This window comes from Pseudarthrobacter polychromogenes (genome assembly GCF_014644495.1).
GTDB lineage: Bacteria > Actinomycetota > Actinomycetes > Actinomycetales > Micrococcaceae > Arthrobacter > Arthrobacter polychromogenes.
In genome coordinates, this window is record NZ_BMKU01000004.1 from 244,889 (window position 1) to 269,575 (window position 24,687).

General features: G+C 64.8%; 21 protein-coding genes. 9 read left to right on the plus strand and 12 right to left on the minus strand.

Features of this window, described 5'->3' with window-relative positions:
* Positions 1 to 80 precede the first annotated feature (80 nt).
* The 5 genes from IEX43_RS08665 to IEX43_RS08685 all read right to left on the minus strand — a co-directional run bounded on the left by IEX43_RS08665 (position 81) and on the right by IEX43_RS08685 (position 6,485).
* Positions 81 to 914: an aldo/keto reductase gene (locus IEX43_RS08665; RefSeq protein ID WP_188810196.1), complete on the minus strand. Its 834-nt coding sequence runs from the start codon at positions 912 to 914 to the stop codon at positions 81 to 83.
* A gap of 29 nt (positions 915 to 943) precedes the next feature.
* Positions 944 to 3,496, minus strand: a complete 2,553-nt coding sequence (locus IEX43_RS08670) for a rhamnogalacturonan lyase (protein ID WP_188810198.1) — start codon at positions 3,494 to 3,496, stop codon at positions 944 to 946.
* 137 nt (positions 3,497 to 3,633) lie between these two features.
* The gene (locus IEX43_RS08675; protein WP_188810200.1) at positions 3,634 to 4,662 is read right to left on the minus strand and encodes an NAD-dependent epimerase/dehydratase family protein; all 1,029 of its coding nucleotides are present in this window, start codon (positions 4,660 to 4,662) and stop codon (positions 3,634 to 3,636) included.
* Positions 4,656 to 5,627: an aldo/keto reductase gene (locus IEX43_RS08680; protein ID WP_188810202.1), complete on the minus strand. Its 972-nt coding sequence runs from the start codon at positions 5,625 to 5,627 to the stop codon at positions 4,656 to 4,658. The genes IEX43_RS08675 and IEX43_RS08680 overlap by 7 nt, the downstream gene beginning before the upstream one ends.
* A gap of 36 nt (positions 5,628 to 5,663) precedes the next feature.
* On the minus strand, positions 5,664 to 6,485 hold the full coding sequence (locus IEX43_RS08685; RefSeq protein WP_188810204.1) for an aldo/keto reductase: 822 nt from the start codon (positions 6,483 to 6,485) through the stop codon (positions 5,664 to 5,666).
* Positions 6,486 to 6,683: 198 nt separating this feature from the next.
* Here IEX43_RS08685 and IEX43_RS08690 point away from each other — a divergent pair, with 198 nt between their 5' ends.
* Positions 6,684 to 7,583 (plus strand): helix-turn-helix domain-containing protein, encoded by a 900-nt coding sequence (locus tag IEX43_RS08690; protein ID WP_188810206.1) that lies wholly within the window; start codon positions 6,684 to 6,686, stop codon positions 7,581 to 7,583.
* Positions 7,584 to 7,710: 127 nt separating this feature from the next.
* On the plus strand, positions 7,711 to 7,926 hold the full coding sequence (locus tag IEX43_RS08695) for a hypothetical protein (RefSeq protein WP_188810208.1): 216 nt from the start codon (positions 7,711 to 7,713) through the stop codon (positions 7,924 to 7,926).
* 81 nt (positions 7,927 to 8,007) lie between these two features.
* Here IEX43_RS08695 and IEX43_RS08700 read toward each other — a convergent pair whose 3' ends face one another.
* The 6 genes from IEX43_RS08700 to IEX43_RS08725 all read right to left on the minus strand — a co-directional run bounded on the left by IEX43_RS08700 (position 8,008) and on the right by IEX43_RS08725 (position 15,009).
* Positions 8,008 to 8,217, minus strand: a complete 210-nt coding sequence (locus tag IEX43_RS08700; RefSeq protein WP_104185595.1) for a dodecin — start codon at positions 8,215 to 8,217, stop codon at positions 8,008 to 8,010.
* Between the two features lie 124 nt (positions 8,218 to 8,341).
* Positions 8,342 to 9,628 (minus strand): pectate lyase family protein, encoded by a 1,287-nt coding sequence (locus IEX43_RS08705; RefSeq protein ID WP_229666373.1) that lies wholly within the window; start codon positions 9,626 to 9,628, stop codon positions 8,342 to 8,344.
* A 36-nt stretch (positions 9,629 to 9,664) separates the two neighbouring features.
* Positions 9,665 to 11,683 carry a pectinesterase family protein gene (locus IEX43_RS08710; protein WP_188810210.1) on the minus strand — a complete coding sequence of 673 codons (2,019 nt, stop codon included), beginning with the start codon at positions 11,681 to 11,683 and terminating at the stop codon, positions 9,665 to 9,667.
* A gap of 112 nt (positions 11,684 to 11,795) precedes the next feature.
* Entirely contained in the window at positions 11,796 to 12,695 is a 900-nt protein-coding gene (locus IEX43_RS08715; protein WP_188810213.1) for a carbohydrate ABC transporter permease, read from the minus strand.
* Between the two features lie 9 nt (positions 12,696 to 12,704).
* On the minus strand, positions 12,705 to 13,655 hold the full coding sequence (locus IEX43_RS08720; RefSeq protein WP_188810215.1) for a carbohydrate ABC transporter permease: 951 nt from the start codon (positions 13,653 to 13,655) through the stop codon (positions 12,705 to 12,707).
* 46 nt (positions 13,656 to 13,701) lie between these two features.
* Positions 13,702 to 15,009, minus strand: a complete 1,308-nt coding sequence (locus tag IEX43_RS08725) for an ABC transporter substrate-binding protein (protein ID WP_188810217.1) — start codon at positions 15,007 to 15,009, stop codon at positions 13,702 to 13,704.
* A 304-nt stretch (positions 15,010 to 15,313) separates the two neighbouring features.
* Between IEX43_RS08725 and IEX43_RS08730 the strand changes: the two genes are divergently transcribed.
* Genes IEX43_RS08730 through IEX43_RS08740 form a run of 3 tightly spaced genes read left to right on the plus strand, consistent with a single transcriptional unit; the run spans position 15,314 to position 18,821 of the window.
* Complete coding sequence (locus IEX43_RS08730) at positions 15,314 to 16,213, plus strand: DUF6807 family protein (protein ID WP_188810219.1); 900 nt, start codon at positions 15,314 to 15,316, stop codon at positions 16,211 to 16,213.
* Complete coding sequence (locus IEX43_RS08735; protein WP_188810222.1) at positions 16,210 to 17,787, plus strand: glycoside hydrolase family 43 protein; 1,578 nt, start codon at positions 16,210 to 16,212, stop codon at positions 17,785 to 17,787. The genes IEX43_RS08730 and IEX43_RS08735 overlap by 4 nt, the downstream gene beginning before the upstream one ends.
* Positions 17,788 to 17,804: 17 nt before the next feature.
* Positions 17,805 to 18,821 (plus strand): LacI family DNA-binding transcriptional regulator, encoded by a 1,017-nt coding sequence (locus IEX43_RS08740; protein WP_229666374.1) that lies wholly within the window; start codon positions 17,805 to 17,807, stop codon positions 18,819 to 18,821.
* A gap of 26 nt (positions 18,822 to 18,847) precedes the next feature.
* On the opposite strand, the gene IEX43_RS08745 is transcribed toward IEX43_RS08740, so the two are convergent.
* Positions 18,848 to 19,552 carry a FadR/GntR family transcriptional regulator gene (locus IEX43_RS08745; RefSeq protein ID WP_188810226.1) on the minus strand — a complete coding sequence of 235 codons (705 nt, stop codon included), beginning with the start codon at positions 19,550 to 19,552 and terminating at the stop codon, positions 18,848 to 18,850.
* A gap of 164 nt (positions 19,553 to 19,716) precedes the next feature.
* Here IEX43_RS08745 and IEX43_RS08750 point away from each other — a divergent pair, with 164 nt between their 5' ends.
* From IEX43_RS08750 to IEX43_RS08765, 4 genes are all read left to right on the plus strand, one after another.
* A complete protein-coding gene (locus IEX43_RS08750) occupies positions 19,717 to 21,192 on the plus strand; it encodes a four-carbon acid sugar kinase family protein (RefSeq protein WP_188810228.1) in 1,476 nt (491 codons plus the stop codon).
* Between the two features lie 40 nt (positions 21,193 to 21,232).
* On the plus strand, positions 21,233 to 22,132 hold the full coding sequence (locus IEX43_RS08755; RefSeq protein ID WP_188810229.1) for an NAD(P)-dependent oxidoreductase: 900 nt from the start codon (positions 21,233 to 21,235) through the stop codon (positions 22,130 to 22,132).
* 211 nt (positions 22,133 to 22,343) lie between these two features.
* Entirely contained in the window at positions 22,344 to 23,762 is a 1,419-nt protein-coding gene (locus IEX43_RS08760; protein WP_188810231.1) for a GntP family transporter, read from the plus strand.
* Entirely contained in the window at positions 23,762 to 24,613 is an 852-nt protein-coding gene (locus IEX43_RS08765; RefSeq protein ID WP_188810233.1) for a class II fructose-bisphosphate aldolase, read from the plus strand. Before IEX43_RS08760 ends, IEX43_RS08765 begins: the two co-directional genes overlap by 1 nt.
* Positions 24,614 to 24,687: the final 74 nt, after the last annotated feature.

Sequence of the window (24,687 nt, forward strand, 5' to 3'; positions counted from 1 at the left end):
ATCCTTCTGCCTCAATAGTAATCATGCTTACTATCTATTTGCCAACCCCGGATTGAAGAAAAAGCCCATTTCAGGGCCATTTAGTGCCCTGTGACGTCGGAATCGTTGCCCGCGCCGGGCCCTTCGTCAAGGATAGCCAATTCCGCTAGATCCTGCGGGTCCAGGGCGAAATCGAAGATATCCAGGTTTTCCCTCATCCGCTCCGGATTGGCTGTTTTAGGAATCGTTACAATTCCGTGCTGAACGTGCCACCGAAGGACCAGTTGGCCGGGCGTTTTGCCGTACTTTTCACCGAGCTGGGAGAGGATGGGTGCTGCGAGCAGACCCGCCCCGGAGCCGCCCAGCGGGCTGTAGGACTCCGTGACGATGCCGTGCTTTTCATGGAATTCCCGCTCAGTGGCGCGCGTTATTGCCGGGGACAGTTGGATCTGGTTGAGGGCCGGAACAATGTCCGTTTCAGCCATCAGCCGCTCCAGGTGGGAAGGCTTGAAGTTGGAGACCCCGATGGATCGCACTTTCCCCTCCGCCTGGAGGCGTTCAAAGGTCCTCCAGGTGGAGATGTACTCGTCCCGCGCCGGCAGGGGCCAGTGGATCAACAGCAGGTCCACATGATCCAGCCCCAGCCGTTCCAGCGACCCCTCCAGTCCTTCCACCGCCCTGTCCTTGCCCTGGAACTGGCCGTCCAGCTTGGTGGTGATGAAGAGCTCATCGCGGTCCACGCCGCTGGCCCGGATGCCGTTGCCCACACCCTGCTCGTTGCCATACTTCACGGCCGTGTCGATGTGCCGGTACCCGGCTTCCAGGGCTTGTACGACGGCGGTGGCCGCCTGGTCATCGTCCAGCGGCCAGGTGCCGAGACCCACCTGCGGAATGGAGTGGCCGTCATTGAGTGTGATCAGCGGTGCACGTGTCATTGGAACAGTCTCTCCCGGATTGTTCTGTCCTAGCCCTTGAACGCCCGAAGAATATTGTCGGCGTTGTACTGGAGGGACACGCGGGCGGTATCGGATACAGCATCAGGTCCCTTCTGCTGCGACAGGAAGTCCACAAGGCGCTGGATGGACTTCGCGGCCTTCGCGGCGTCGCCGTCTTCAACAGCAGCCGCGGCCTGCTTGATGCTGGCTGCCAGCTGGCTGGCCACGGGTCCGGACACGTCCCCGGACTCCACCAGGTCTTCAAGCACGTGCTGCAGGGCCTTCACGTTGCCGGGGAGCCAGGCTGCGCGCAGGGGCACTCCGGCGAAGTCCATGTCTGAGGCAAAGTAGAAGTCCGTGTAGGACGGCTGGTTGTAGGTGGTGTTCTGCCGGGCAACCTCGGCACGGTACTGGGGATCGTGCATCAGGGAGTAGAGCTTGTGGTTGGTCACCTCGGTGCTCAGGTACATGCGCAGCGCCGAGCTGTCGGCCGTCCGCACCAGCATTTCCTCGCGCCAGTCACCCACTACGTCTGCCACCAGGCTGGGTGTGCCCTTGGTGCCGTTGTTGGTGCGGGTGCCTTCAGCGGTCAGCAGCCGGCCCCGCTTCCAGTCGTCAATGGTGGGCGTCTGCTCGCCTGCGCCATTAACGATCTGCGTGGTCATGTCCGCGGCCCACTTGATGCTCATGTTGGTGCCGGGAGTGGCGGTGGACAGCTTGTCGCCGTCGGCCGACTGCATCCCGATGGCCCAGTTCTCGATGCCGGGGACGGAGGGGTCCACGTCGCCGATCATGCCGCGTCCGGTGTCCTTGCCGGAGTAGGCGCCGAAGATCACTTCGCCGGTGGCGGCGTCGCGCATGGCGTACCCATATGGCGCGTAGGTGCCGCCCTCATGCACCGTAAAGATTTCCTTGCCCGGACGGGCGGGGTCGATGTCCGTCACGTGCATGGCGTCGCCGTGGCCGAGGCGCGCTTCCTCGCCCGGTGTGGCGCTGCCGTCAGGCATCGTGTCGAAGGAGCTGTACAGCAGGGAGCCGTCGTCGTCGATGGTGGCGGAGCCGTACACGATCTCCTGTTTGCCGTCGCCGTCCACGTCGGACGCACTGAGCGAGTGGAATCCCTGCGTCGTGAGCGTGCCGAACTCCGGGTCGGTGCCGTCCCGGCCGTGGGGACCGTCGTTGAACGGGTTGGTCATGGGCGTCCAGCCGGAGTCGACGTTCCACACGGGCGCGAGGTTTGACCCGTCCCAGGTGTAGGCGGCCAGCGTGCTTCGGGTGTAGTAGCCGCGGGCGAACACGGCAGCCGGCCTCTTGCCGTCAAGGTAGGCGACGCCGGCAAGGAACCGGTCCACCCTGTTGCCCGGCTCGATGCGGGCCATGGCGTAATCGCCCCACATGAGTCCGTCGTCGTGCCTTCCCGGCTCATAGGCGACGGTCTTCAGTTCCTTGCCCGTGGCACCTTCGAACACCGTCAGGTATTCGGGGCCGGACACGATGAAGCCCTCGAAGGCCCGCAGGTTATTCCTGGCGCTGCGCGAAGGGGCGTACACGTCCATGAAGTAGTCGGCCAGTGCCTCCGCGTCAGTCTGGGACAGGGGGTACTGGTACTTCGGCGCGGTACCAAACGCTTCCTCCAGCGTGGCGGGCCAGTTGCCGGCCTTGACCTCCGGATGTTCCGTCCAGCCCTGGAACGTCTGCACCATGTGCCGGTAGTAGTCCGCGGCGCTCATGCGGTAGTCGTCCGAGTTGGAGTAGCCTGCTTCGATGTCCTGCTGCAGCAGCGGGATGAAGTTTTCGGAAGCGACGCTGCCGTCGGCCTTGAAGCTGGTGCTCTTGGTTCCCGGGGCCGTCTTCATCATCATCTCGGCACGGCCGTCGCCGTCGAAATCGTTGACCAGCATCTGAGTGTAATGGGCGCCCGAGCGGATGTTGACGCCCAGGTCGATGCGGTGCAGCAGCGTGCCGTCCGATTTGTAGGTGTCCACGAAGGTGTTGCCGGTGTAGCCCACCTGGGAGACGTCCTTGGAGTTGTTAGGGTCCCACTTCACGATGAACTCGTACTGCCCGTCGCCGTCGACGTCCCCCACGGACGCGTCATTCGCGGCGTAGGTGAAGGCCTGCCCGGTTGGGGTGACGCCGTCCGCCGGCTTCTTCAGCGGGATGTCCTTGAAGTTGCCACCCCACGGCGTTGCGGTTGCGCTGCTGTCCACCTCCACGCCTCCGACGACGGCCCGCACCTGGTACCCGGAGGCGGCGGTCCCGCCGGCGTCCTGGAAGTTGGTGCTGTCTGTGACCGTGGCCAGTTTCTCGCCGTCCCGGTAGACGTTGAAGTCCGTCCCGGTAAGGCCGGTGGCGGAGGAGCCGGAGGCTTCGTGGCCCAGGAACCGCCAGCTCAGGAAGACGCCTTCGGACGTCTTGGCGGCCACAAGGCCGCGGTCAAGGTGGTCCAGCTGGACGTCCGGCGTGAGGGACTTGGGGGAACGTTCGACGGCGGACGCGGGGCCGGCGAGGCAGCCTACAGTGAGGGCAATGCCGACGGCGGCGACGGACAGGAGGCGTGCGGGAGTACGGTTCGGACTCATCAGTGAATCCTTTCAATTCGAGAATGGGAAAACGCTTCCCCGATAACCTAGTGGGGGAGTGCTGCAGAAAACAAGCCTTGCCACCTGGCCGCAAGGAAGTTATTTAGAACGTTGTAGAAAATTCGGAAGGCACGGCCTCAGGCGCCGCTGCGCACCCAGGCGATGAGCCGGTCGCTGAGGGCCATGTAGTCCTGGTCCACAGTCTGCAGCTGCGGGTTCGCGTCAAACCACTGCACGATTTGCCGGGCGCCGTCAGCGAACGGAATGGTGGCGCGGTAGCCGGGTACCAGGGACTTGATCTTGGTGTTGTCGAAGACCACAGAGTGTGAGCGGTCGCCCAGGAGGTTGGCTCCGAGCTCGGCGCTGTGGGCGGCGATGGTTTCCGACGACACGTGGACCAGTTCCGGCTCCGGAACGCCCGCGGCCCGCGCGAACAGCTGGTAGATCTGGTTCCACGGCAAGTACTCGTCCGACGTGATGGTGTAGCTTTCGCCCACCGCCTGCGGCCGGCCCAGCAGGCCCACGAAGGCTTTGGCAAAGTCCTGGCTGTGGGTCAGGGTCCACAGCGACGTCCCGTCGCCGTGCACCATGACCGGCAGTCCCGAGCGCATCCGGTGGATGTCCGTCCAGCCGCCCACCATGGCGATCTTGGTGCGGTCATAGGTGTGCGAAGGGCGGACCACGGTCAGTGGGAAGTCCTGCTCGCGGTATGCCTTGTAGAACAGTTCCTCACAGGCAATCTTGTCCCGGGAGTACTGCCAGAACGGATTCTTCAGCGGAGTGGACTCGAGGATTGGCAGCCTGGTGGGCGGCTTCTGGTAGGCGGACGCGGAGCTGATGAACACGTACTGCCCGGTGCGGCCGGCGAACAGGTCCAGGCCGGCCTGCGCCTGGTCTGCCGTAAAGGTAATAAAGTCCGCCACGGCGTCGAACTCGCGCCCGGCGAGCGCCGCACGGACCGAGGATGCGTCGCGAACGTCGGCCGTGAGGATTTCCGCCCCCTCCGGGACCGGCCTTGTGGACCGGCCCCGGTTGAGGATGGTGAGCCGGTGTCCCAGCGCGACGGCGCGTTCTGCCGCCGCCGCACTGATGACTCCGGTGCCGCCGATGAAAAGGATGTTTCTCGGCGCCACAGTGTCGGCGTCAGGGTTTAGTGGGTTCACCACGCGTAGTCTTCCGGCGCAGTGCGGTGCCCTGGGAAGATGTCATCCAGCCGCTTGAGGGCATCGGCGTCCAGGGTGACGTCGAGGGCACGCACGGCCGCGTCGAGCTGTTCCTGGGTCCGCGGTCCCACGATGGGTGCCGTGACGGCGGGCTGGTGCAGGAGCCAGGCAAGGGCAACGTCGCCGGGCTCGTGGCCGAGCTCATCCGCGAAATCCTCATACTGGCGGATCTGGTCCTCGTGCTTCTTGAGCGTTTCCGCCGCACGGCCCTCGGTGCGCCGGACGCCGTCGCGCTCCTTCTTCAATACCCCGCCCAGGAGCCCGCCCTGCAAAGGCGACCAGGGGATGAGGCCCAGCCCGTACTGCTGTGCGGCCGGAATGACCTCCAGCTCCACCTGGCGCATGAAGAGGTTGTAGATGGACTGCTCGCTCACCAGGCCGGTGTAGTTGCGGCGGCGGGCCGCTTCCTGCGCCTGGGCAATGTGCCAGCCGGCGAAGTTGCTGCTGCCGGAGTACAGGATCTTGCCCTGCTGGACGGCCACCTCGATGGCCTGCCAGATTTCGTCCCACGGGGTGTCACGGTCAATGTGGTGGAACTGGTAGACGTCAATGTAGTCGGTCTGCAGGCGTTTCAGGCTGGCGTCCAGGGCCCGGCGGATGTTCAAAGCGGAGAGCTTGGATTCGTTGGGCCGGTCCGTCATGGTGCCGTACAGCTTGGTGGCCAGCACCGTGTGTTCGCGGCGCTCGCCGCCCTTCGCGAACCAGCGGCCAATGATCTCTTCCGTCCAGCCGCGGTGGCCGGCGCCGCCGTAGACGTTGGCGGTGTCGAAGAAGTTGATGCCCTGCTCATGTGCCGAATCCATGATGAAGTGGGCATCCGCTTCTTCCGTCTGCGGACCGAAGTTCATGGTGCCGAGGCAGAGGCGGGAGACTGAGAGGCCGGAGCGGCCCAAGTGGGTGTACTGCATGGGTTGTCCTTTCGGGGACGGGTTCAGGGAGTCGGCCTACAGCTGGGTGAAGGCGGCGACGGCGGGATCTGACCCGATCCGGGCGCCGGACTCCAGGGCGGTGATGGCGGACAGTTCGTCCTCCGTGAGCTTCAGGGAGGACGCGGCGAAGTTCTCCCGCATGCGTCCCGGATCCACGGACTTGGGGATCACGATGTTGCCTGTTGCCAGGTGCCAGGCGAGCACCACTTGTGCCGTGGTGGCGCTGTGGGCATTGGCGATGGCGGTGACGGCGTTTCCGTTCAGGTCGCCGCCCTGGCCGAGCGGGCTGTAGGCCTCGACGCCGATGCCCAGGTCCCGGCACTTGGCCGCGAGGGCCGCCTGCTGGTAGCTGGGGTGGAGCTCGATCTGGTTGACGGCGGGAACGATCTCCGCAGACTCCAGCAGGTTGTCCAGGTGTTCGGCCAGGAAGTTGGAGACGCCGATGGCGCGGATCTGCTTGTTCTCGTACAGCCGCTCCATCTCCTTCCAGGCCTGGACGTAGAGCCCCTGGGAGGGGGCCGGCCAGTGGATCAGGTAGAGGTCCACAAACTCCAGCCCCAGTGCTTTGCGGCTGTTCTGGAAGGCTTCCTGCGCGCGGCCCTGTTCGCCGTTCCGGAGCTTGGTGGTGACGAAGATGTCCTCGCGCGGAATCCCCGTGGCTGCAATCGCCGCGCCCACTCCGGCCTCGTTGCGGTACCCGGCTGCGGTATCGATGTGGCGGTAGCCGGCCTCGAAGGCGTCCTCCACAATCCGCTGCGTGTCTTCGGGCGGGACCTGGAAAACGCCGAGGCCAAGCTGGGGGATAGTTACGCCGTTGTTCAGTGTCAGCTCTGACATGGGGGCTCCTTGATGCGCTGGTGCGGTAGTGGGATGCCGTGGGCTCGACAGGAAGAAAGCGGTTTCCGCTGGCTCCCTCCTGAGCCTATGCACTTTTCGCCGGTAAGTCAGCAGGACTGCCTGATTCTGTTTTTCCTAGGACTGCCAGTCCTACCTTCGTTGTAGAACAGAACCAGCGTGCCGGGCACAATGGTCTGCATGGGTCAAAGCGCCGAGTTCGGAAAATTCCTCAAAGCCATGCGGTCCCGCCTGAGCCCTGAGGACGCCGGTGCGGGGCCGGCTTCCGGTGCCCGCAGGGTTCCCGGCTTGCGCCGCGAGGAAGTCGCCCGCCTGGCCGGAGTCAGCACTGACTACTACGTCCGCCTTGAGCAGGGCCGGAACATCCACCCTTCGCGCACTGTCCTGGACGCAGTGTCGCGCGCCCTCAGGCTGGACACCGGCGAGCATGCGCACATGCTGGACCTGCTGGAAAACTGCGCCGGGTCCGCCCGGTCCAGCGTCCCGGCCGCCCAGGGTGTCCGCCCCGGGCTTCGCCAACTCCTTGAGGCTGTGGGGGACGTGCCGGCCATGGTGCTGGGGCGGCGCAGTGATGTCCTTGCCGGAAACCGGATGGCCTTCCTGCTGTTCACGGACTTTCCTGCGCTGCCGGCCGCCGAACGGAACCTGACCCGCTGGCTCATTCTTGATCCCGGGGCCCGGGAGCTTTTCCGGGACTGGAAAACCGTTGCGGCAGAAGCGGCAGGCGCCCTGCGGGTGGACGTCGGCCGGCATCCCAACGACGCCCAGGCCAACCAGCTGGTGGGCGAACTGGCGGTCCACAGCGAGCACTTCCGGCAGTGGTGGGCAGGGCACCGGGTGGCCACGCGGTCGGCGGGCAGCGTTCGGCTGCATCATCCCGCCGTCGGGGACCTGGAACTGAACTTTGAAAACCTGGTCCTCCCGGACGATCCCGACCAGACGCTCCGGGTGTATTCCGCCAAGGCGGGCTCGCCGTCGGCCGATGCCCTTGCGCTGCTGGGGAGCCTGGGTGCCGCTGAACCCGCCCCGGAGCCTGCGACCCGCGACGCCGCTCCGGCTGTTGCAGAGAACCGGGAGTAAAGCAGCCGGAAACATTGTGCTTTTGGCCAGTCGGGGCGGGCGATTCTGGCCACGAGCCCATTGGGGAAGAACGGCGCGCTTCCTAGGCTGGAGCTACACGCTTTCTCCACCAAGGATGGTCTCAACGATGAAACGCATCGCACTGCTCAAGGAACGCAAGGGTGCCACGGCCGGCGTTCCTTCCACTGCCACGGGCTCACACTGCCCGGTGTCCGGTCTCTGGAGTCCGGACCATGACCCGCACACCGTGCTGTCCTTCTTCGAAGGCCACGTGTTCCCCGCGTTCGACGGCGTTCCAACAGTATGGCGGCGGCGCTCAGCCGGTACCGTCTCGGCAAACTAGTTAAAGCCAAACTGGCCCGCACCTGACGTCCCCCAAACGGGTTTTTTCGACGTAGGTGCGGGCCAGCTTGGGTTTGTGCCGCTACTCTTCGAGGCGGAAACCGATCTTGATGGTGACCTGCCAGTCGGCGATCTTGCCCTCTTCCAGGTGGCCCCGGATTTCCTTCACCTCGAACCAGTCCAGGTTGCGGAGGGTCTGTGAGGCCTTCGCGATGCCATTGCGGACGGCTTCGTCCACACCCTGGTCCGACGTGCCGACAATTTCCGAAATGCTGTACGTGTGGTTGGACAACTTCGCTCCTAGTGATCGCCTTGGGGCTCCCGGTTGCGGGCCGTTCTTGAAGACTAGTAGCACCCCCGGAGCATTGGCCAGACCTTATCCGCCCAGCCCTATACGGACGTGCCGTTGAGCCGGATCAGTTCAGCAGGCCTGAGCCTGCTCCCCGCTCAACCCGTTCCGCTGCGGCCGGAGCAGGTTCAATGCGCAAATGGGGGCCGGGCGTGCCGGATACTTCCGGGGCCAGGGCCTGGTCCGGATTAGCCGAGTTGTAGGCGTCCAGTACGCTGGCGCGCCGTCCGTTGACCCAGGTTCCCTCTTCATCGATTCCTGTGCCGCCAAAGTCTCCGATGATTTGAGCAGGGAAGATGCCCGGCGCCAGCTCAAAGGTGTTGTTCCTTGCGATGATGCTGGACTCCACGCCAACGCCCCAGGAGTACTGGTAGTGATCGGGGTTGCTCACCCGGTACAGGTTGTTATAGACGTGTGCCTGCCCGAACCGGACCCGGGGCGCGCGTTGCTCAAGATCAACCAATTCGTTGTGGTGCAGCGTTACGCGAAGCCGCCCCCGATCCGCTGTGACACCGTCTCCATTGCCCCACAGCAGGGATTTGTCATGCCCCACCATCCTGCTCCACGAGATGGTCACCAGGTCCGCCTGGCGCACGACGTCCAAGAGGCCGTCGTGCCGCAGGAAGGGCTGGCCGAAATACTTGGGCTGTTCGGCGTCGACTGTCCCGCCGTCATCAAGTGTCAGGTGGTCCAGCCACACATGGGTGGATCCCGACACCACCAGGTTGTCCCACTCGGTTTTCCACGTGTCCCCGTTCCAGCCGGGGAAGCAGTCATAGGCATCGGAGAGGCGGAGATTGCGGACAATCACGTTGTCCACCCGATCAATGTTCAACGTAAAGCCCGTGAGCTGGACGTCACCCAAGCCAACGATGGTGGTGTTGGCGCCGACGTCGATCCGGATTTGCTTCCGCTGGTTCGCGCTTGACGCCTTGCGGGCATCTTCAAGGGGGCCGGATGCCTGCCCCGTCCAGTGCGCCGGGTCGAATGCCGCGAGGTAAGCGTCCAGGGAGTAGCCGTCCACCGCGTAGTCTTCGCAGGCGATCGGAGTGCCGTCGGAGGCGGTATTTGCGTCGATGTGCTGCTTCACGTACACGATCTTGGGCTCGCTTCCGGCCACTGCGGCGGCGAGTTCATCCCTCGATGAAACCTCGTGCACGTCTTCCGGTATTGCACTGGTGCCGCCGGTTGTTCCGCCATCAGCAGACGCCCATCCGTCGCCCACGGCAAGGACCTGCCTCCCCAGGTCCGTGGATACCGGGATGCCTTCAGCACCTTGCGGCGCTGGTGCGGGAACTGACGCCGTGAGGGCAAGACCAGTGGCCATTACGATGGACAGGGGTATGGACATCATCCTTGGCTCTCCTTGGAGTGTTGGTTGCCGGCCATCTCAACCACGTCCTGCCGGGGTCCAGTCGCCAAGGAACGCTTCCTTGGTGAACTTCGGAGCATCTGCCGCCGTGAGCTGGGGATGGAACTCGTTCACATAGGCGCCCGGTCCGCTGTTGTTGTATTCGGCGAACCTGCCTTCGCTCCACGCGTGGCCGCTCATGTCTGCCCAGCCGCGGACCGCGATATGGCTGCCCAGGGTGGAGTCGCGGATGACGGCCATCGGGTGCGCATCAGGATCGCTGCTGGCGAACCAGGGCCGGCCCAGGCTCACCGTTCCTGGAGCAGCGTCGGAGGTGAGCTTGCTGTCCACGATCAGGAAGCCGTACGGGTTGGAGTTCTTGGTGCTGGGGGCAACGACGTAGCCGTTGTTGGTTGCGCTGCCGCGGTCCAGGGAATGGATGGTGCAGCCGTCCAGGACAGCGGTGCCCCGGCCGTAGATGAAGTCCACGTCGCCTTCGATGTAGCAGTTCTTGAGGTAGGTACGGGCGGTGGCGTCGCGGCCGGTGGTGTCCGCGAGGTAGGTGTCCTGGTTGCCCAGGAAGCGGGTGCCGTCGAAGGCCACCTTATCTCCCACGGACCGGACAGCGAGCGCCTGGCTGCCGCCGTTCGCGGCTTCGTCGTAGGCGTTTTCCACGGTGAGGTTCCGCACGGTGGTTCCTTCAGCCAGGACGTTGAGGGTGGCGCTTCCGCCCGCTCCCCACGTTCCGCCGTAGAACTTTGCGCCGTTGGCCGGCAGGTCGTAGCTGATGACGACGTCGGCCGGGTTGGCTGTTGCGCCCTGAATGGTGAGGTTCGGGCGGTCCGCCCAGACGTTTACGGATTCGCGGTAGGTGCCGGGCTTGACGGTGATGGTTCGGGGCATGGTGCTGCCGCTGGGGATGGATCCGATTGCAGCTTGCAGGCTGCCGAAGTCGCCTGTGCCGTCGAGGGCCACGGTGATCCGGGTGGCGTTGTTGGGCGCGCTGTTCTCCCTGGGGCCGGCCCCGGCGGCAACGATGTCCGGAACGCGGGCGGCGTCGTCTTTCTGGTAGGCGTAGTTCTGGGCGGGGTCAAACGCGGCGCCCACGTTATCCCTGCGGCCGCGGGTGCCGTTGAAAACGTTGTCCCGGCTAACCACCTCGGTGCCGGGGTCCTTGGCGACAATAGGGTCCTGCACGGCTGTGAAGGTGTTGCCCTCCAGCACCACCTTGGCGGCGTTGCGGCCCATCATGCCGTACTGCCCCACGTCCTGCAGGTAGTTGTTGTAGACGTGTGCGGCTGCGGTGTTGTCCAGGCTGAAGTTTCGCTGGGTGGTGTTGCGGATCCAGTTGTGGTGGATGGTCATCCTGGTCACGGCGTTGGAGGTCCAGCCCACGCCCAGGGCCTTGTTGTTGTCCGCAAAGATGTTCCAGGAGTAGGTAACGAGGTCTGAGTCCTTGCGGGTGTCTATCAGGCCGTCGCCCATGCGCTGGATCTTCATGTGGTCCACCCAGACGTGGTGCGTGGTATCCAGCTGGATGCCGTCGCGGTCGTTATCCGGGCGCTTTCCGTCCCAGTCGCCCGGGATGTAGGAGTCCCGGATGGTGAAGTTCCGGAAAATGACATTGGAGGTATTGATGAGCTTGAAGCCTGCGTTCACCACCTCGGCACCGGCTCCCGTGCCGATGAAGCTCTTGTTGGCGGCGACGGGGATTTTGACATAGTCCGTGGCGGCCAGGCTGCCCCGGATGAAGATCACGAGCGGTTCCGTGGCTGCCGCATAGTCCTTAAGTTCCCCGATGGTGGACGCGGTGACCGTCCGGCCCGCCTGGCCGCCGGTGGTTCCGGCCAGACCGTACCCCGGGAGGGATGCGAAGCCGTCAGGCGTTTGCTTCCACATTGCTTCCGGGGTGTTGTCCGCTGTCGGTGCCAAGGTGGCAGGCGCTGCGGCGGCCTGCCCGGTGGTCCCGGCGGGGGCGGCTGTTGCGGCCGGGACTGCCGCCAGGCTTCCCAGCATGACGACGGCGGTGGCCGCGCCAAGTAGACGTCGCAAACTCATGCAAAACTCCTTTGTTGCGTGCCCGGGCAGCCTCCAGCCCGGGCACGGGCATTCTGGGTTGGGTTGAGTTGGTGATGCGTGACGGAGCGTGCGGGCCCTGTTTAGGGCTGGGCTACTTCAGTCCTGTTGTGGCGATGCCGTTGATGAGGTACTTCTGGCCTGCGATGAAAAAGCCGATGATGGGCGCAATGGACACCACGGACATGGCGAACATGGGACCCCACATGCTTTGGCCTTCTGAATCCATGAAGGCCCGCAGCGCAAGGGGCACGGTGTAGAGGTCCTGGTTCTGGATGTAGAGCAGGGGACCGAAGAACTCGTTCCAGGTGGAGATGAACGTGAAGATGGCCGTGGTGGCCATCGCCGGAACGCAGAGGGGCATGATGACCCGCAGGAACGTCCGGAACGGGCCGCAGCCGTCGATCTGGGCGGCGTCGTCCAGTTCCTGGGGCAGTGCCTTCATGAACTGGACCATCAGGAAGATGAAGAACGCGTTGGTGGCCATGAAGTTGGGCACGATCAGCGGCAGGTAGGTGTCCAGCCAGCCCAGCTGCGAGAAGATGATGTACTGCGGCACCAGGAGCACATGGCCGGGGAGCATCAGCGTTCCCAGCATCAAGGCAAAGAACAGTTTCCGGCCAGTGAACTCCATCCGTGCGAAGGCATAGGCAGCCAGCGCACAGGAGAAGATGTTCCCCACAATGGAGAACACCACCACGATCAGGGAATTGACCAGGTAGACGTGGAAGGGCTGGTTCAGGGCGGTCCAGCCCTGGGCATAGTTGCTGAAGTCCCAGTTTTCTGGCCACAGCCCCAGCTGCCGGAAGATGTCGTTGCTGGGCTTGAACGAGCTGGACAGCAGCCATAGCAGCGGATACAGCATCACCAGGCCCACCAGGCAAAGGATCAGGTGCCGTGAGAAGCGGGTGCCCGGGGTGCCTGTCAGCGCGTCCTCGGCAGGCGGTGCTTCCTTCTTTTGCTTGTTTTTCAGGGGTAGATCGAGGAGAGCCATAGCGGTGCCTTAATTGTCGTAGAAGACCCAGAACTTGGATGCGATGAAGTTGATGGCGGTGAAAATCGCGATGATCATCAACAGCAGCCACGCCATGGCGGAGGCATAGCCCATCTCGAACTCGGTGAAGCCCTTCTGGTAGAGGTACAGGTTGTAGAACAGCGTGGAATCAGCCGGCCCGCCGGTGCCGCCGCTCATCACATAGCCCTGGGTGAACGTCTGGAAAGACCCGATCAGCTGCATGATGAGGTTGAAGAAGATGATGGGGCTGATCAGCGGCAGGGTGATGCTGCGGAACTGCCGCCACCGGGACGCTCCGTCGATGGACGCCGCCTCGTAGTACATTGCGGGCACCTGCCGCAGGCCGGCGAGGAAGATCACCATGGGCGAGCCGAACGTCCACACATTCAGGACGATCAGCGTGCTCAATGCGAACTCCGGGTCCGTTACCCATGCCGGGCCCTGGATTCCCAGAAGTCCCAGGGCACTGTTGACGATGCCATCGTTGCCGAAGATGTAGCGCCACAGCATGACGATCGCGACGCTGCCGCCCAGCAGGGAGGGCAGGTAGTACACGGACCGGTAGATTGCCAGGCCCTGCAGGCCGCGGTTCAGCACTATGGCGATCAGCAGCGCGACGGCAAGCGAGATCGGGACTGAGACGAAGGTGTAGATGAACGTGACCTTCAGGGACTGCAGAAGGCGCGGATCCTCAAACATCACCTGGAAGTTCGCCAAGCCCACGAAGTTCGGTTCGGTAAAGAGGTTGTAGTCCGTAAACGCCAGGTAGAGGGATGCGAAGAACGGGATGATCGTGAACAGCATTCCGAGGAACCATGGCAGCAGGAAAAGGTAACCCGAACGCTGGTTCTTGCGCTTGGGGCGGCCCCTGCCCGGTTTCCCGCCCGGCGCGGCCAGGGTGGCAGCCGCGCCGGGGGCTTGCTTGGTCAGCACTGACATGCGTCAGGCTCCTATCTGGATATGGGGATAACTGGACGCGCGCCGGCTACTTGTTGATGGCGGCATTGCTCTTCTCCAGGAAGGTCGTGGCAGCATCAGCGGGGGTGACGCGGCCAAACTCGACTTCCGTTGCCAGCTGCTTGAGGGTGTCCGCCACAACGCTTGCACCCTTGGGGTACACATACGCAGGGGCCAGGTCGTCTTCCTGGATGGCGGCCACCATGTCCACGAAGGCAATGTCGTCCTTGCTGAGTTTTGGCTTGATGGCGTCAGCAACTTCCGGATTGATGGGCACCCCGCGCTGGGTGAGCGTTTCCGCGGCTCCGTCTGCATCGTTGATCAGGAAGTTCAGCAGTTGTGCAGCTTCCTTGGGATGCTTCGACTTGGCAGCAATGGACCAGAGCATGCTGGGATCCGCTGAGTACCCGCGGCGTTCCTCCGTGGTCTCACCGGGCATCCGGAGCAGGACCACGTTGCCGCCGGCAGCCTCGTTGTAGGCCTTGTAGTTGTTGATCGGAATGATCTGCGAGGCAACCGTTCCCTTGGCGAGGTACGACTGGGCGGCTGAGCCGCCGATCTGCTCGAAGAAGCCTGCCGGCGGATAGCCTCCGCTCGTTCGCAGGTCGACGCTGTACTGGAACCACTCCCGGATGGTCTCCTCGCTGACGCCGAGCTTGTTGTCCTTGGTGTAGAAGTCCTCGCCGCGCTGCCTGGCGAACAGGATGGGACCGGTTTCGGTGGCAACGTCGTAACCGGCCCCGTAGACCTTGCCCCCGGTTTTCTGCGTGACTTCGGTGGCAAACTTGGCGTAGTCCTCCCAGCTCCAGGTCTTGTCGTCCGGGATGGTGACGCCGGCCTGGTCCGTAATGGTTTTGTTGACCACCATGCCGATAGTGGTGACGCCCGTGGCCAGGCCGTAGAGCTTGCCATCCACTTCACCCCGACTTTGGATGGTGTCCGGGATGTCCGCCAGGTCGAGTCCCTGCATGGACCTGAGGTCTGCGAGCGTGCCGCGCTGCGCATATTCGAGCAGGCTGCGGTTTGCCATGTTCAGCACGTCCGGAGGATTCCCCCCGGCGAAGCGGGTCGCCAGCTTGTCCGCGTAAGGGCCGCTGTCCTGGTACTCGCTCTTGACGGTGATGCCTGGGTTCTTTTCCTCGAAGATCTTGATTGCCGCGTCGGTCATCTTGGCCCTGGTGGCATCTCCCCAGTAGACGAAGTTCAGCTCCACGTTTCCGCCGCCGGCGGCAGGTGCTGACCCGCCGCCACAGCCGCTCAGGGCCAGCCCCGCGGCGGTGACGGCTGCGCCCAGGACCAGCCTGCGGGAGATGGGGCTGCTGAATGTCTTCTTCATTGAATGACGCCTCTCGGGGTTGCGCTCCACGGTCCGGTGCAGCGGATTGTTGGAATTTGAACAGAAAGTTTCTGAGTGCCAAACGCTCGTAGAACCGCTCTTCGGTGCGGTACCGAAGCAGCAAGGGCGCAGAACTGAAAATCTGAGTAAACGATTTCTAGCAAACATAGCTTGTGACTGTCAACACATATTTTTACGATGAGTTGCATTTCTAAAAGAAAGTTTCTGTAGATGTTGCCTATCTATTTCTGTTCTGGCTAAGCTGATCCCCACGTTGTGGAAGTGTCATCACCGGAGGTTTTGTTTGGCTACTCACACCATCCCTGCTGCCGGGGGGCGCGTTTCCGGCGGGGGGCATCCCCTCGCTGTCCACAACACGGATCTGCGGCAGCCCGCCACCCTTGCGCCCCGCCCCTATCTCCATCCGGTGCGGTCGCTCGCCGGTACCGTGACCACCCAGTCAGTGCCGGCCGACCATCGGCACCACCTGGGCCTGTCCATAGCGTTCCCGGATGTCAACGGAACCAACTTTTGGGGTGGTTCCACCTACACGCCCGCCAGCGGACCCGTACTCCTGGACAATCACGGAGTTCAGCGTGCGCACGGCTGGCAGTCAACGCCGGACGCCGAATGCGGGGGCGTTTCCTGGCTTTCCCAATCCGGCGGGTACCTCGCAGCGGAACAGCGGCGCATCGAATACCTTCACCACCCCGAACCTGCCAGCTGGTCCCTTTCGCTGTTCTCGGTGATAGTCCCGGCGGAGGGCATACCGCGGCTGGAGGTGTCGTCGTCGGCCGTCAAAGGCAGGAAAGGTGCCGGATACGGCGGCATATTTTGGCGCTTTCCCGAAGTCACCGGCCGGCCGGTAGTTCTTTCCGAGGCGGGACGCGGCGCCGATGCCGCCCACGGCTCGGTGTCACCCTGGCTCTCGGTCAGCATGGTGATCGACGAAGCGCCGGTGTCTGTGCTCCTCGCCCAGGAGCCGGACCAGCTGCTTCCCTGGTTCATCAGGGCCGAAGACTACCTGGGCGCAGGCCCGGCAGTTTCATGGACGCAACCGGCCGTGGTGGACCACAACAATCCGCTGAGGCTGGCCCTCCACGCAGTCGTCCATGACGGTGCGGTTACCACGCCCGCCCAGGCACTCGAGCTTCTCCAGCAGCACCCCTTCGCCAGCCGCAGTTCACCCGACAGGACATCATGACCACCCGCCTTCCCGCCCCCGTCTATCAGAACCCCATCCTCAATGCCGACTGGCCGGACCCTGACGCTGTCCAGGTGGACGGCGTCTATTACCTCATTGCCTCAAGCTTCAACCGCGTCCCCGGACTGCCTATCCTTCGCTCCCGGAACCTGGTGGACTGGGAGCACGCCGGCCACGCGCTGTGTGCGCTGCCCCAGGGCAGCCACTACTCGCTGGTGCGCCACGGCAGCGGCGTGTGGGCTCCTTCGCTGCGGCACCACGACGGGCGTTTCTGGATTTTCTATCCTGACCCTGACCACGGCATCTTTGTGCTGAGTGCGGAAAAGGCAGAGGGGCCGTGGACCGCTCCCCACCTCTTGTATCCCGGCCGCGGCCTCATCGACCCCTGCCCTTTGTGGGACGACGACGGCCAGGCCTACCTTGTGCACGGCTGGGCCAAGAGCAGGATCGGCGTGAAGAACCGGCTTACGGTCCACCGGATGAGCCTGGATGCAACCAGGCTCCTGGACCGCGGAACCCACGTGATCGACGGAGCGGACCTTCCGGGTTACACAACCCTGGAGGGTCCGAAGTTCTACAAAAGGGAGGGCTGGTACTGGATCTTTGCACCCGCCGGCGGGGTGGCTACAGGCTGGCAGTCGGTGTTCCGGTCCAAGTCCCCGTTCGGGCCATATGAGGAGCGGCGCGTCCTGGAACAGGGGAACACCCAGGTCAATGGTCCGCACCAGGGTGCCTGGGTTACAAGCCCGCGTGGCGAGGACTGGTTCCTGCACTTCCAGGACCGCGGCCCCTATGGCCGCGTGGTCCACCTGCAGCCGATGGGCTGGACCGCGGATGGCTGGCCCTGGATGGGGCACCAGTCTGCCGACGGGGGACCGGGATCACCGGTGCCCACCCACTCCTATCCTGCGGGTACCTTCGCGGACCAAGCGGTCCTGCCGGCCAGTGACGACTTCTCCTCGCCCCGGCTGGGACCGCAGTGGCATTGGCAGGCGAATCCCCGGGATGACTGGGCACACCAGTGCGGGGGAGGGCACCTGGTTCTCACGCCGAAGGCCAATGACCCGGTAAACCTTCGCGAACTTCCCAATGTGCTGGGGCAGGTCCTGCCCGGTACCCCGTCAACCTTCACCACGTCGGTGGAGCTGCAGGATGTGCCGGTGGGGACGCGGGCAGGCGTGGTGGTATTAGGCCGGCAGTACGCGTGGCTGGGCATCGTCAGGACAGAAGAAGGATATGTCCTGGGCGACGGGACCGGCGGGGATGTCCCGCACGAGCAGCGGCTGGGCCGGAAAATGGCGCTGCCGGGGCCGCGCATAGAACTGCAGATCCGTACCGACGGAACCCCCCGGTCCACCTTTGCGTGGCGTTCCGGGCCGGGGAAGCCCTGGGAGGTGCAGGGCTGGAACTTTGAGGTGGTGAAGGGGCAATGGATCGGAGCTGAGCTGGGGATCTTTGCCACGTCACCCCTGGGTTCGGAGGAAGGAGGCAGTGTTATCGTGGGACCCGTGCGCGTGGATGTTGCGCCCGCGCGCCGTCCCACCGCACCGCTCCTCGCCGCCGCAACCACATGACCCCAAGGACCGCCCCTGTGACCGCCACTCCGCGTCCCAAGATAGCTGACGTTGCGGCCGCGGCAGGCGTATCCGTGCCCACGGTGTCCAAAGTGCTCAACGGCCGGATCCACGTGTCCGCCGCCACCCGCGCCAAGGTCCAGCAGGCGCTCGAAGAGCTTGATTATTCCAAACGGGCGGCTGCTGCCAGCCAGCCCGGCTTCCTGCAGCTGGTGGTCAACAACTTCGATTCACCATGGGTCCTGGAAACCATGGCAGGAGTTGAGGCGGCCGCGGACCGGCTGGGTTATGCCGTGGCCTATGCGCGCGCAGAACATGCCACCGTTGAACGTTGGCGAAAGCTGCGCGAACCCTCGGTGAACCGGCTGGACGGAGTGCTGCTGCTGGCTCCGCGGAAGGGCTCAAGCCTGGTGACCACGTTGCGGACCCTGAAGATTCCCGCCGTCGCAATCGACCCGGAAGGAACCGAAGGGCTGCCAATTCCCAGCGTGAGCCCGGCGTCATTCTCCGGCGCCCTTGCCGCCGTCAGCCACCTGCTGGGCCAGGGCCACCGCCGGATCGCTATCATCACCGGCCGGAAGCACAGCCCCGGACATGGCCGTGCCCGTTACGCCGCCTATGCCGCTGCGCTGCACGAGGCAGGGCTGCCCGTCCTGCCCGAGCTCGTCAAGGACGGCGATTTCAGTATCGAATCCGGCATGCGGCTGGGCGGGGAACTGCTTGACCTGCCAGAGCCGCCCACGGCGATCTTCACGGGCAGTGACCTTCAGGCCCTGGGCGTGATGAACGCGGCCGGGCAGCGCTCGCTGCATGTACCGAAGGATCTGAGCATTGTGGGGTTTGACGACATTGCCCAGGCGGCGTTGACGTCGCCGCCGCTCACCACGGTCCGCCAGCCCCTGGCCCAGCTCGCCTCCATGGCGGTGGGCATGCTCACGGAGCAGCAGGACCTGCCGGGTGCGGCAGTCCCCACGGCCCTGGAAGTTGCCACGGAACTGGTTGTCCGCGGAACCACCGCCCCGCCGGCGCGCTGACGCCCTGATCCCAAGGAAAAGCCGGCTTACTTCGCCTCGAGCACAAGGTTCTTGAGGTCGTCCAGGGTCTGCTGCATGTGGTTATCCATGGCCTGCCGGGACAGCACGGGGTCACGGGATTCCAGCGCCTCGGCGATTTTCTGGTGGTGCCCGATTGCGTGCTCCTGGATTTCCCGGACAGCGGACGTCTGGGTGCGGCGCTTCTGCAGCACCTGGTGCAGCGGTTCGAAAAGGACGGACACAAAGACGTTCTCGGAGGCATGCAGGATCAGGTCGTGGAATGCCAGGTCCGCTTCCACGAAGGCGGCAACATCGTTGACCTCGTGGGCGGCGCGCATGCTGTCCACGTGCCTGTGGAGCGTCTGGATATCCTCATCGCGTATCCGCCCGGCCGCCAGTTCGCAGGCGCCTGTTTCCAGCATCCGCCGGAGCTCGATGAGCTGGACCGAGGTCTCTGCCTCGTTCTTCCCCTCCGACGCCGCACGCAGGACCGCCTCAAGCGACGCCCAGCGGTTGAGGGGGTTCACGAACGTGCCGCGGCCGCGTTCAACACTGAGGATCCGCTGTGCCTGCAGTGTTTTCATGGCCTCGCGCACCGTCATCCGGCTGACCTCGTGCCGGGCACTCAGTTCGTGTTCTCCCGGCACGGTGGCGCCGGGCGGGAACTCACCGGTGATGATGCGGTCCAGCAGTTCATCCGCCACCTGGCCCACCAGTGATTGCCTCGCCATTGTGCCCCCGTTGATTCCTTCACTGCATATGTCGGACAAGTCTACTTGCGCGTCTCTATGTGGTGTGCCACACTAATCGAAATGCAAGATGTCTGACATCTTACAGTTACCGGGATCTGCCGCCCCGGATTCATACAACGTATTCATACACAATGGAGTGCACCGTGACGCTTGAAGCAGACGTTCTGGCCGCCTACCCGGCCGAGGTCCGGATTCCCGCCGAACTGGTGGCCAGCACCCTGGCCGCCTCCAATGCGGAGACCCCGCGGGTCCTGGTAGTGCTCGACGACGACCCCACCGGAACCCAGTCGGTTTCGGATTTGCCCGTGCTCACCCAGTGGGAAGTAGCGGACTTCATCTGGGCCTTCAGCCAGTCCAAGCCTGCCGTATACGTCCTCACGAACACCCGCAGCCTGGACCCGGCCGAGGCCGCCGCCCGCAATGAGGAAGTGGTGCGCAACGCCCTGGCAGCAGCAGGGTCACCCCAGGAACTGCGCCTCGGGTTTGTCAGCCGCAGCGATTCCACCCTCCGCGGCCACTACCCCCTGGAGCCGGACGTTATCGCCGCAACGGTGGCGGACGTCAGCGGAGAAAAGACCGACGGCGTGGTCCTGGTTCCAGCCTTCCCCGACGCCGGACGGGTCACCATCGGCGGCGTCCACTACATGCGCGGCACGGGCGCGGAGGCCGGCACGCTCACCCCCGTGTCCGAGACGGAATTCGCCAAGGACGCCACCTTCGGCTTCAGCACCTCCGTCATGGCCGACTACGTTGAAGAGAAGTCGCAGGGCCGCTTCGCAGCCGGCTCCGTGATCGTCCTGGACCTGAACATCATCCGCGCCTCCACCGATCCGCAAGCCACTGCCAATGCCATCGCCGACGCCATTGATGCGGCCACCGATTCCACCCCCATCGTGGCGGACATCGTCACCGAAAACGACCTCCGCGCCCTGTCCCTCGGCCTCGAAGAAGCCGAACGGCGCGGCAAGAAGCTCCTCTACCGCGTGGGCCCCCCGTTCGGTCGTGCCCGGATCGGCCAGGAGATCCGCACCGAACTCAGCGGCGCCGAGGCCTACGCAGGCAACACACCCTCCGAGGCAGGGGGCCTGATCGTTGTCGGGTCCCACGTGGGAGTCACCACGCGCCAGCTCAAGGCCCTCACCGACCAGCACAGCGCGGCACGGATCGTGGAGATCGACGTCGAAAAGCTCCTCGGTGCCCCTGGCGACGCCGAAGCGCACCTGGACCGGACCGTGGACACCGTCGTCGAAGCCCTCCGCGGCGGCGACGTCATTGTCCACACCAGCCGCCTGCTGATCAAGGCAGACGACCCCGCCGAAAGCCTGCGGATCGCCCGCACGGTGTCCGCCGCCGTCGTCGCCGTGGTCAACCGGACACTCAAGACCTTCCCGCCCCGGTTCGTCATCGCCAAGGGCGGCATCACTTCCTCGGACGTGGCCGCCCACGGCCTTGAGATCCGCCACGCCATTGTCCGCGGCCCCATGCTGCCGGGCATCGTCTCCCTCTGGGAGCCCGTGGATGGCCCCGCCAAGGGCATCCCGTACATCGTCTTCGCTGGCAACGTGGGCGACGACCAGTCCCTCGCTGACGTGACCCGCAAACTCAGCAACACTTTCTAACCACCAGCGCCAGCCCGCAGAAATTTCAATGGAGAACACCATGACCAGCAACTACACCGTCACCGTCCTGGGCCTCGGCGCCATGGGCCTGCCCATGGCCACCCGCCTGGCGTCCCAGCTGACCGTCAACGGCTTCGACATCGCCGAACCCCGCCTGAAGCTCGCCGAAGAAGCCGGCATCGCCACGTTCGCCACCGCCCGCGAGGCCGCCAAGGGCGCTGACGCCGTCCTCCTGGCCGTCCGCAACGGCGAGCAGCTCAATGATGTCCTGTTCGGCCAGAACGGCGTGGCCTCGGTACTGGAGCCGGGCGCCGTCGTCATTCTCGGCAGCACCGTTGGCACCGAAGCCATCCCCGCAACGGTCGCGAAGCTGGCCGAATACGGCGTCGAGCTTGTTGACGCACCGCTGTCCGGCGGCCCGAAGCGCGCCGGCGAAGGCGACCTGCTGATCGTCGTCGGCGCTTCCCCGGAAGCCCGCCAAAAAGCGGCCCCCGCGCTGGAACTGCTGGCCTCAACCCTGACCGTGGTGGGCGACAAGCCCGGCGACGGACAGGCCCTCAAGACCGTCAACCAGCTGCTCTGCGGCGTCCACATTGCCGCTGCCGCAGAAGCCATGGCCCTCGCCGACGCGCTGGGACTGGACCAGGCCAAGACCCTCGCCGCACTCGAGGCCGGCGCCGCAGGTTCGTTCATGCTCTCCAACCGCGGCCCCCGCATTCTTGAGGCGTACACCGAGGAAGGCGCCGAGGTCCTGTCCCGCCTGGACATCTTCGTCAAGGACATGGGCATCGTGGGCAAGGCTACCCGCGCCGCGGGCCTGGCAGCCCCGGTGGCCGCCGCCGCCGAGCAGCTCTACCTCCTGGGCCAGGCCCAGGGCCTCGCCGCTGCCGATGACTCCGCCGTCATCAAAGTCGTCGCACCCACCAAGCGCACAAAGTAGCCCCACCTTCCTGGAGTTTTTGTCCAGATAAGCCGACCTAAAGGCCTTTTGAGCCTGCATATCTGGACAAAAACTCCCCAAACGTGCGACGGCGGCGGTCCCCCCTCCGCCGTCGTCGCACCCTCCCTGCCGTTCCCCAGCATTCCCCTAGCATTCCCCCAAGAAAAACCAGCTCGCCAGTCTTAACTGGCGATGTCAAAGGAGACACACGATGAGCGCATTAGCTCTCCTGGCCATAGCAGCAGCGGGCGTCGCCCTGTTGCTCGTGGCCGTCATCAAGTTCAAAATCCCCGCCTTCCTCGCCCTTCTGGTGGTCAGCGTCGCCGTTGCCCTGGTGGCGGGCATTCCGCTGCCGGACATCATCAAAACCGTCACGGAAGGCATGGGCGGAACCCTTGGGTCCGTGGCCATCCTGGTTGGCCTTGGAGCCATGCTCGGCAAGATGATCGAGATTTCCGGCGGCGCACAGTCGCTGGCGGGCAAGTTCACGCAGCTGCTCGGCCCCCGCCGGGTCATCGCCGCATTGACTGCCGCAGCCTTCCTGCTGGCCATCCCCGTCTTCTTCGACGTCGGATTCATCATCCTGATTCCCATCATCTACGGCTTCGCAAAGGCCGCCGGCGTCAACCCCGTCAAGATCGGCCTTCCGGTGGGCGCCATCATGCTCGCCATCCACGTTGTTGTCCCGCCACACCCCGGCGTGGTGGGCGGCGCCGGCATCCTCGGCGCGGATATCGGCTGGACCACCATCCTGGGCCTCGTACTGTGCGTTCCCGTCGGCGTCCTGGGCTACTTCGTTGCCCGCAGGCTGAACCGCCGCGATTTCTCCATGCTTCCCGCCACCGCCGAGCAGTTCCGCCTCTTTGGCACCGGCACGTCCCAGGTTGAACAGGAAGCCGCCCAGGGGACCTCCTCCGTGGCTGTCAGGAACCAGGTGAAGACGGCCCCCAGCCCGGCCATGATCATCACGCTCATCGTCCTGCCCATCCTGATGATCATGGTTGGCACCGTCGGCGCGGTCGTCCTGCCCAAGGACTCCTTCCCCGCCCAGCTCGCCGCCTTCGTTGGCGCCCCGCTGATCGCCCTGCTCACGGCCCTCGGCCTGGCGTACTACTTCCTGGGAATCCGCCGCGGCTGGTCCTCCCAGCACACCGGTGAAGTCATGGACTCAGCCTTGGCTCCCACCGCCATCGTCATCCTTGTCACCGGTGCGGGCGGCGTCTTCGGCAAGGTCCTTACTGTCTCCGGCATCGGCAAGGCCCTCGCCGAAGGGCTGCAGACCGCAGGCCTTCCGGTCATCGTGATGGCGTTCATCCTCGCCGCCATCCTGCGCGCTTCCCAGGGTTCCGCCACCGTTGCGATCATCACCACCTCCGGCCTGCTGGCAGCATCCGTTGCGGACGGCGGGTTCTCACCCATCCAGACGGCCCTGATCCTGATTGCCATCGGGTTCGGCGCGTTCGGACTCAGCCACGTCAACGACTCCGGCTTCTGGATCGTGACCCGGTACCTGGGGCTGTCCGTGGCTGACGGCCTGAAGACCTGGACCGTGCTCACCACCATCCTGGGCCTGGCCGGATTCGCGCTGACCTTCCTGGCCTGGATCCTCGTGGGAGGCCTGGGCGTCTGATGCGCACCCGACTCGACCACCTGGTCACCTCAGCCCTCCAGCGAGGCTCCGCCGTCCCGGCCTTCACCTGCTACGACTTCACCACGGCCATGGCAGTGGTGGCCGCAGCGGAGGAGGCGGGCCGCGGCGCCATCCTGCTGGTGGCTCCCAAGACTGCAGCCACGCCCAACGGCCTGCGCCTCATCGGAGCCCTCCGTGGCCTCGCTGATGCTGCATCCGTGCCCGTGGCTGTGCAGCTTGACCACGCAACGGACCTTCAGGTGATGGCCGACGCCGTCGCGGCAGGGGCGGACTCCGTTCTCGCCGACGGCTCCGCGTTGCCTTACGAGGACAACATCGCGCTGGTCCGTGGTGCCCGGGCGTTGCTGGGCCCGGACGTTGTGCTTGAAGCCGAGCTTGGCGGCCTCGCCGGAGACGAGGACCGCGCCTTTGGTGCGGACCAGTCCGGTGTGGCCGTGGCCGGGCTGACGGATTCGGCGCTGGTGGAGGACTTTGTGTCCCGGACCGGCGCGGAACTGCTCGCCGTGGCGGTGGGGAACGTGCATGGCAAGTACAAGGGGGAGCCGCAGCTGCGCTGGGACGTCCTGCAGGACATCGCGGTGCGGACCCACATTCCGCTGGTGCTGCATGGTGCCTCGGGGATTCCCGCGGAGGAGCTGGTGAAGGCAGCGGCCATGAATGTTGGCAAGGTCAACTTCAACACCGAGCTCCGCACCGGGGTGCTGGCCACGCTGCAGGACCAGTTGCCGGGGCACCGGTCCGACGGTGAAAACCTGCAGGGGCTCCTGGGCCACTGGAACAGCTCGGCCCGCACCTTCGCCGCCAAAACGCTGGCGACGCTCACGCGCTGACGTTCACTCGAGTTTTTGTCCAGCTGTGCAGGGTTGAACCCGCCTGAGGCCTGCATACGTGGACAAAAACTCCG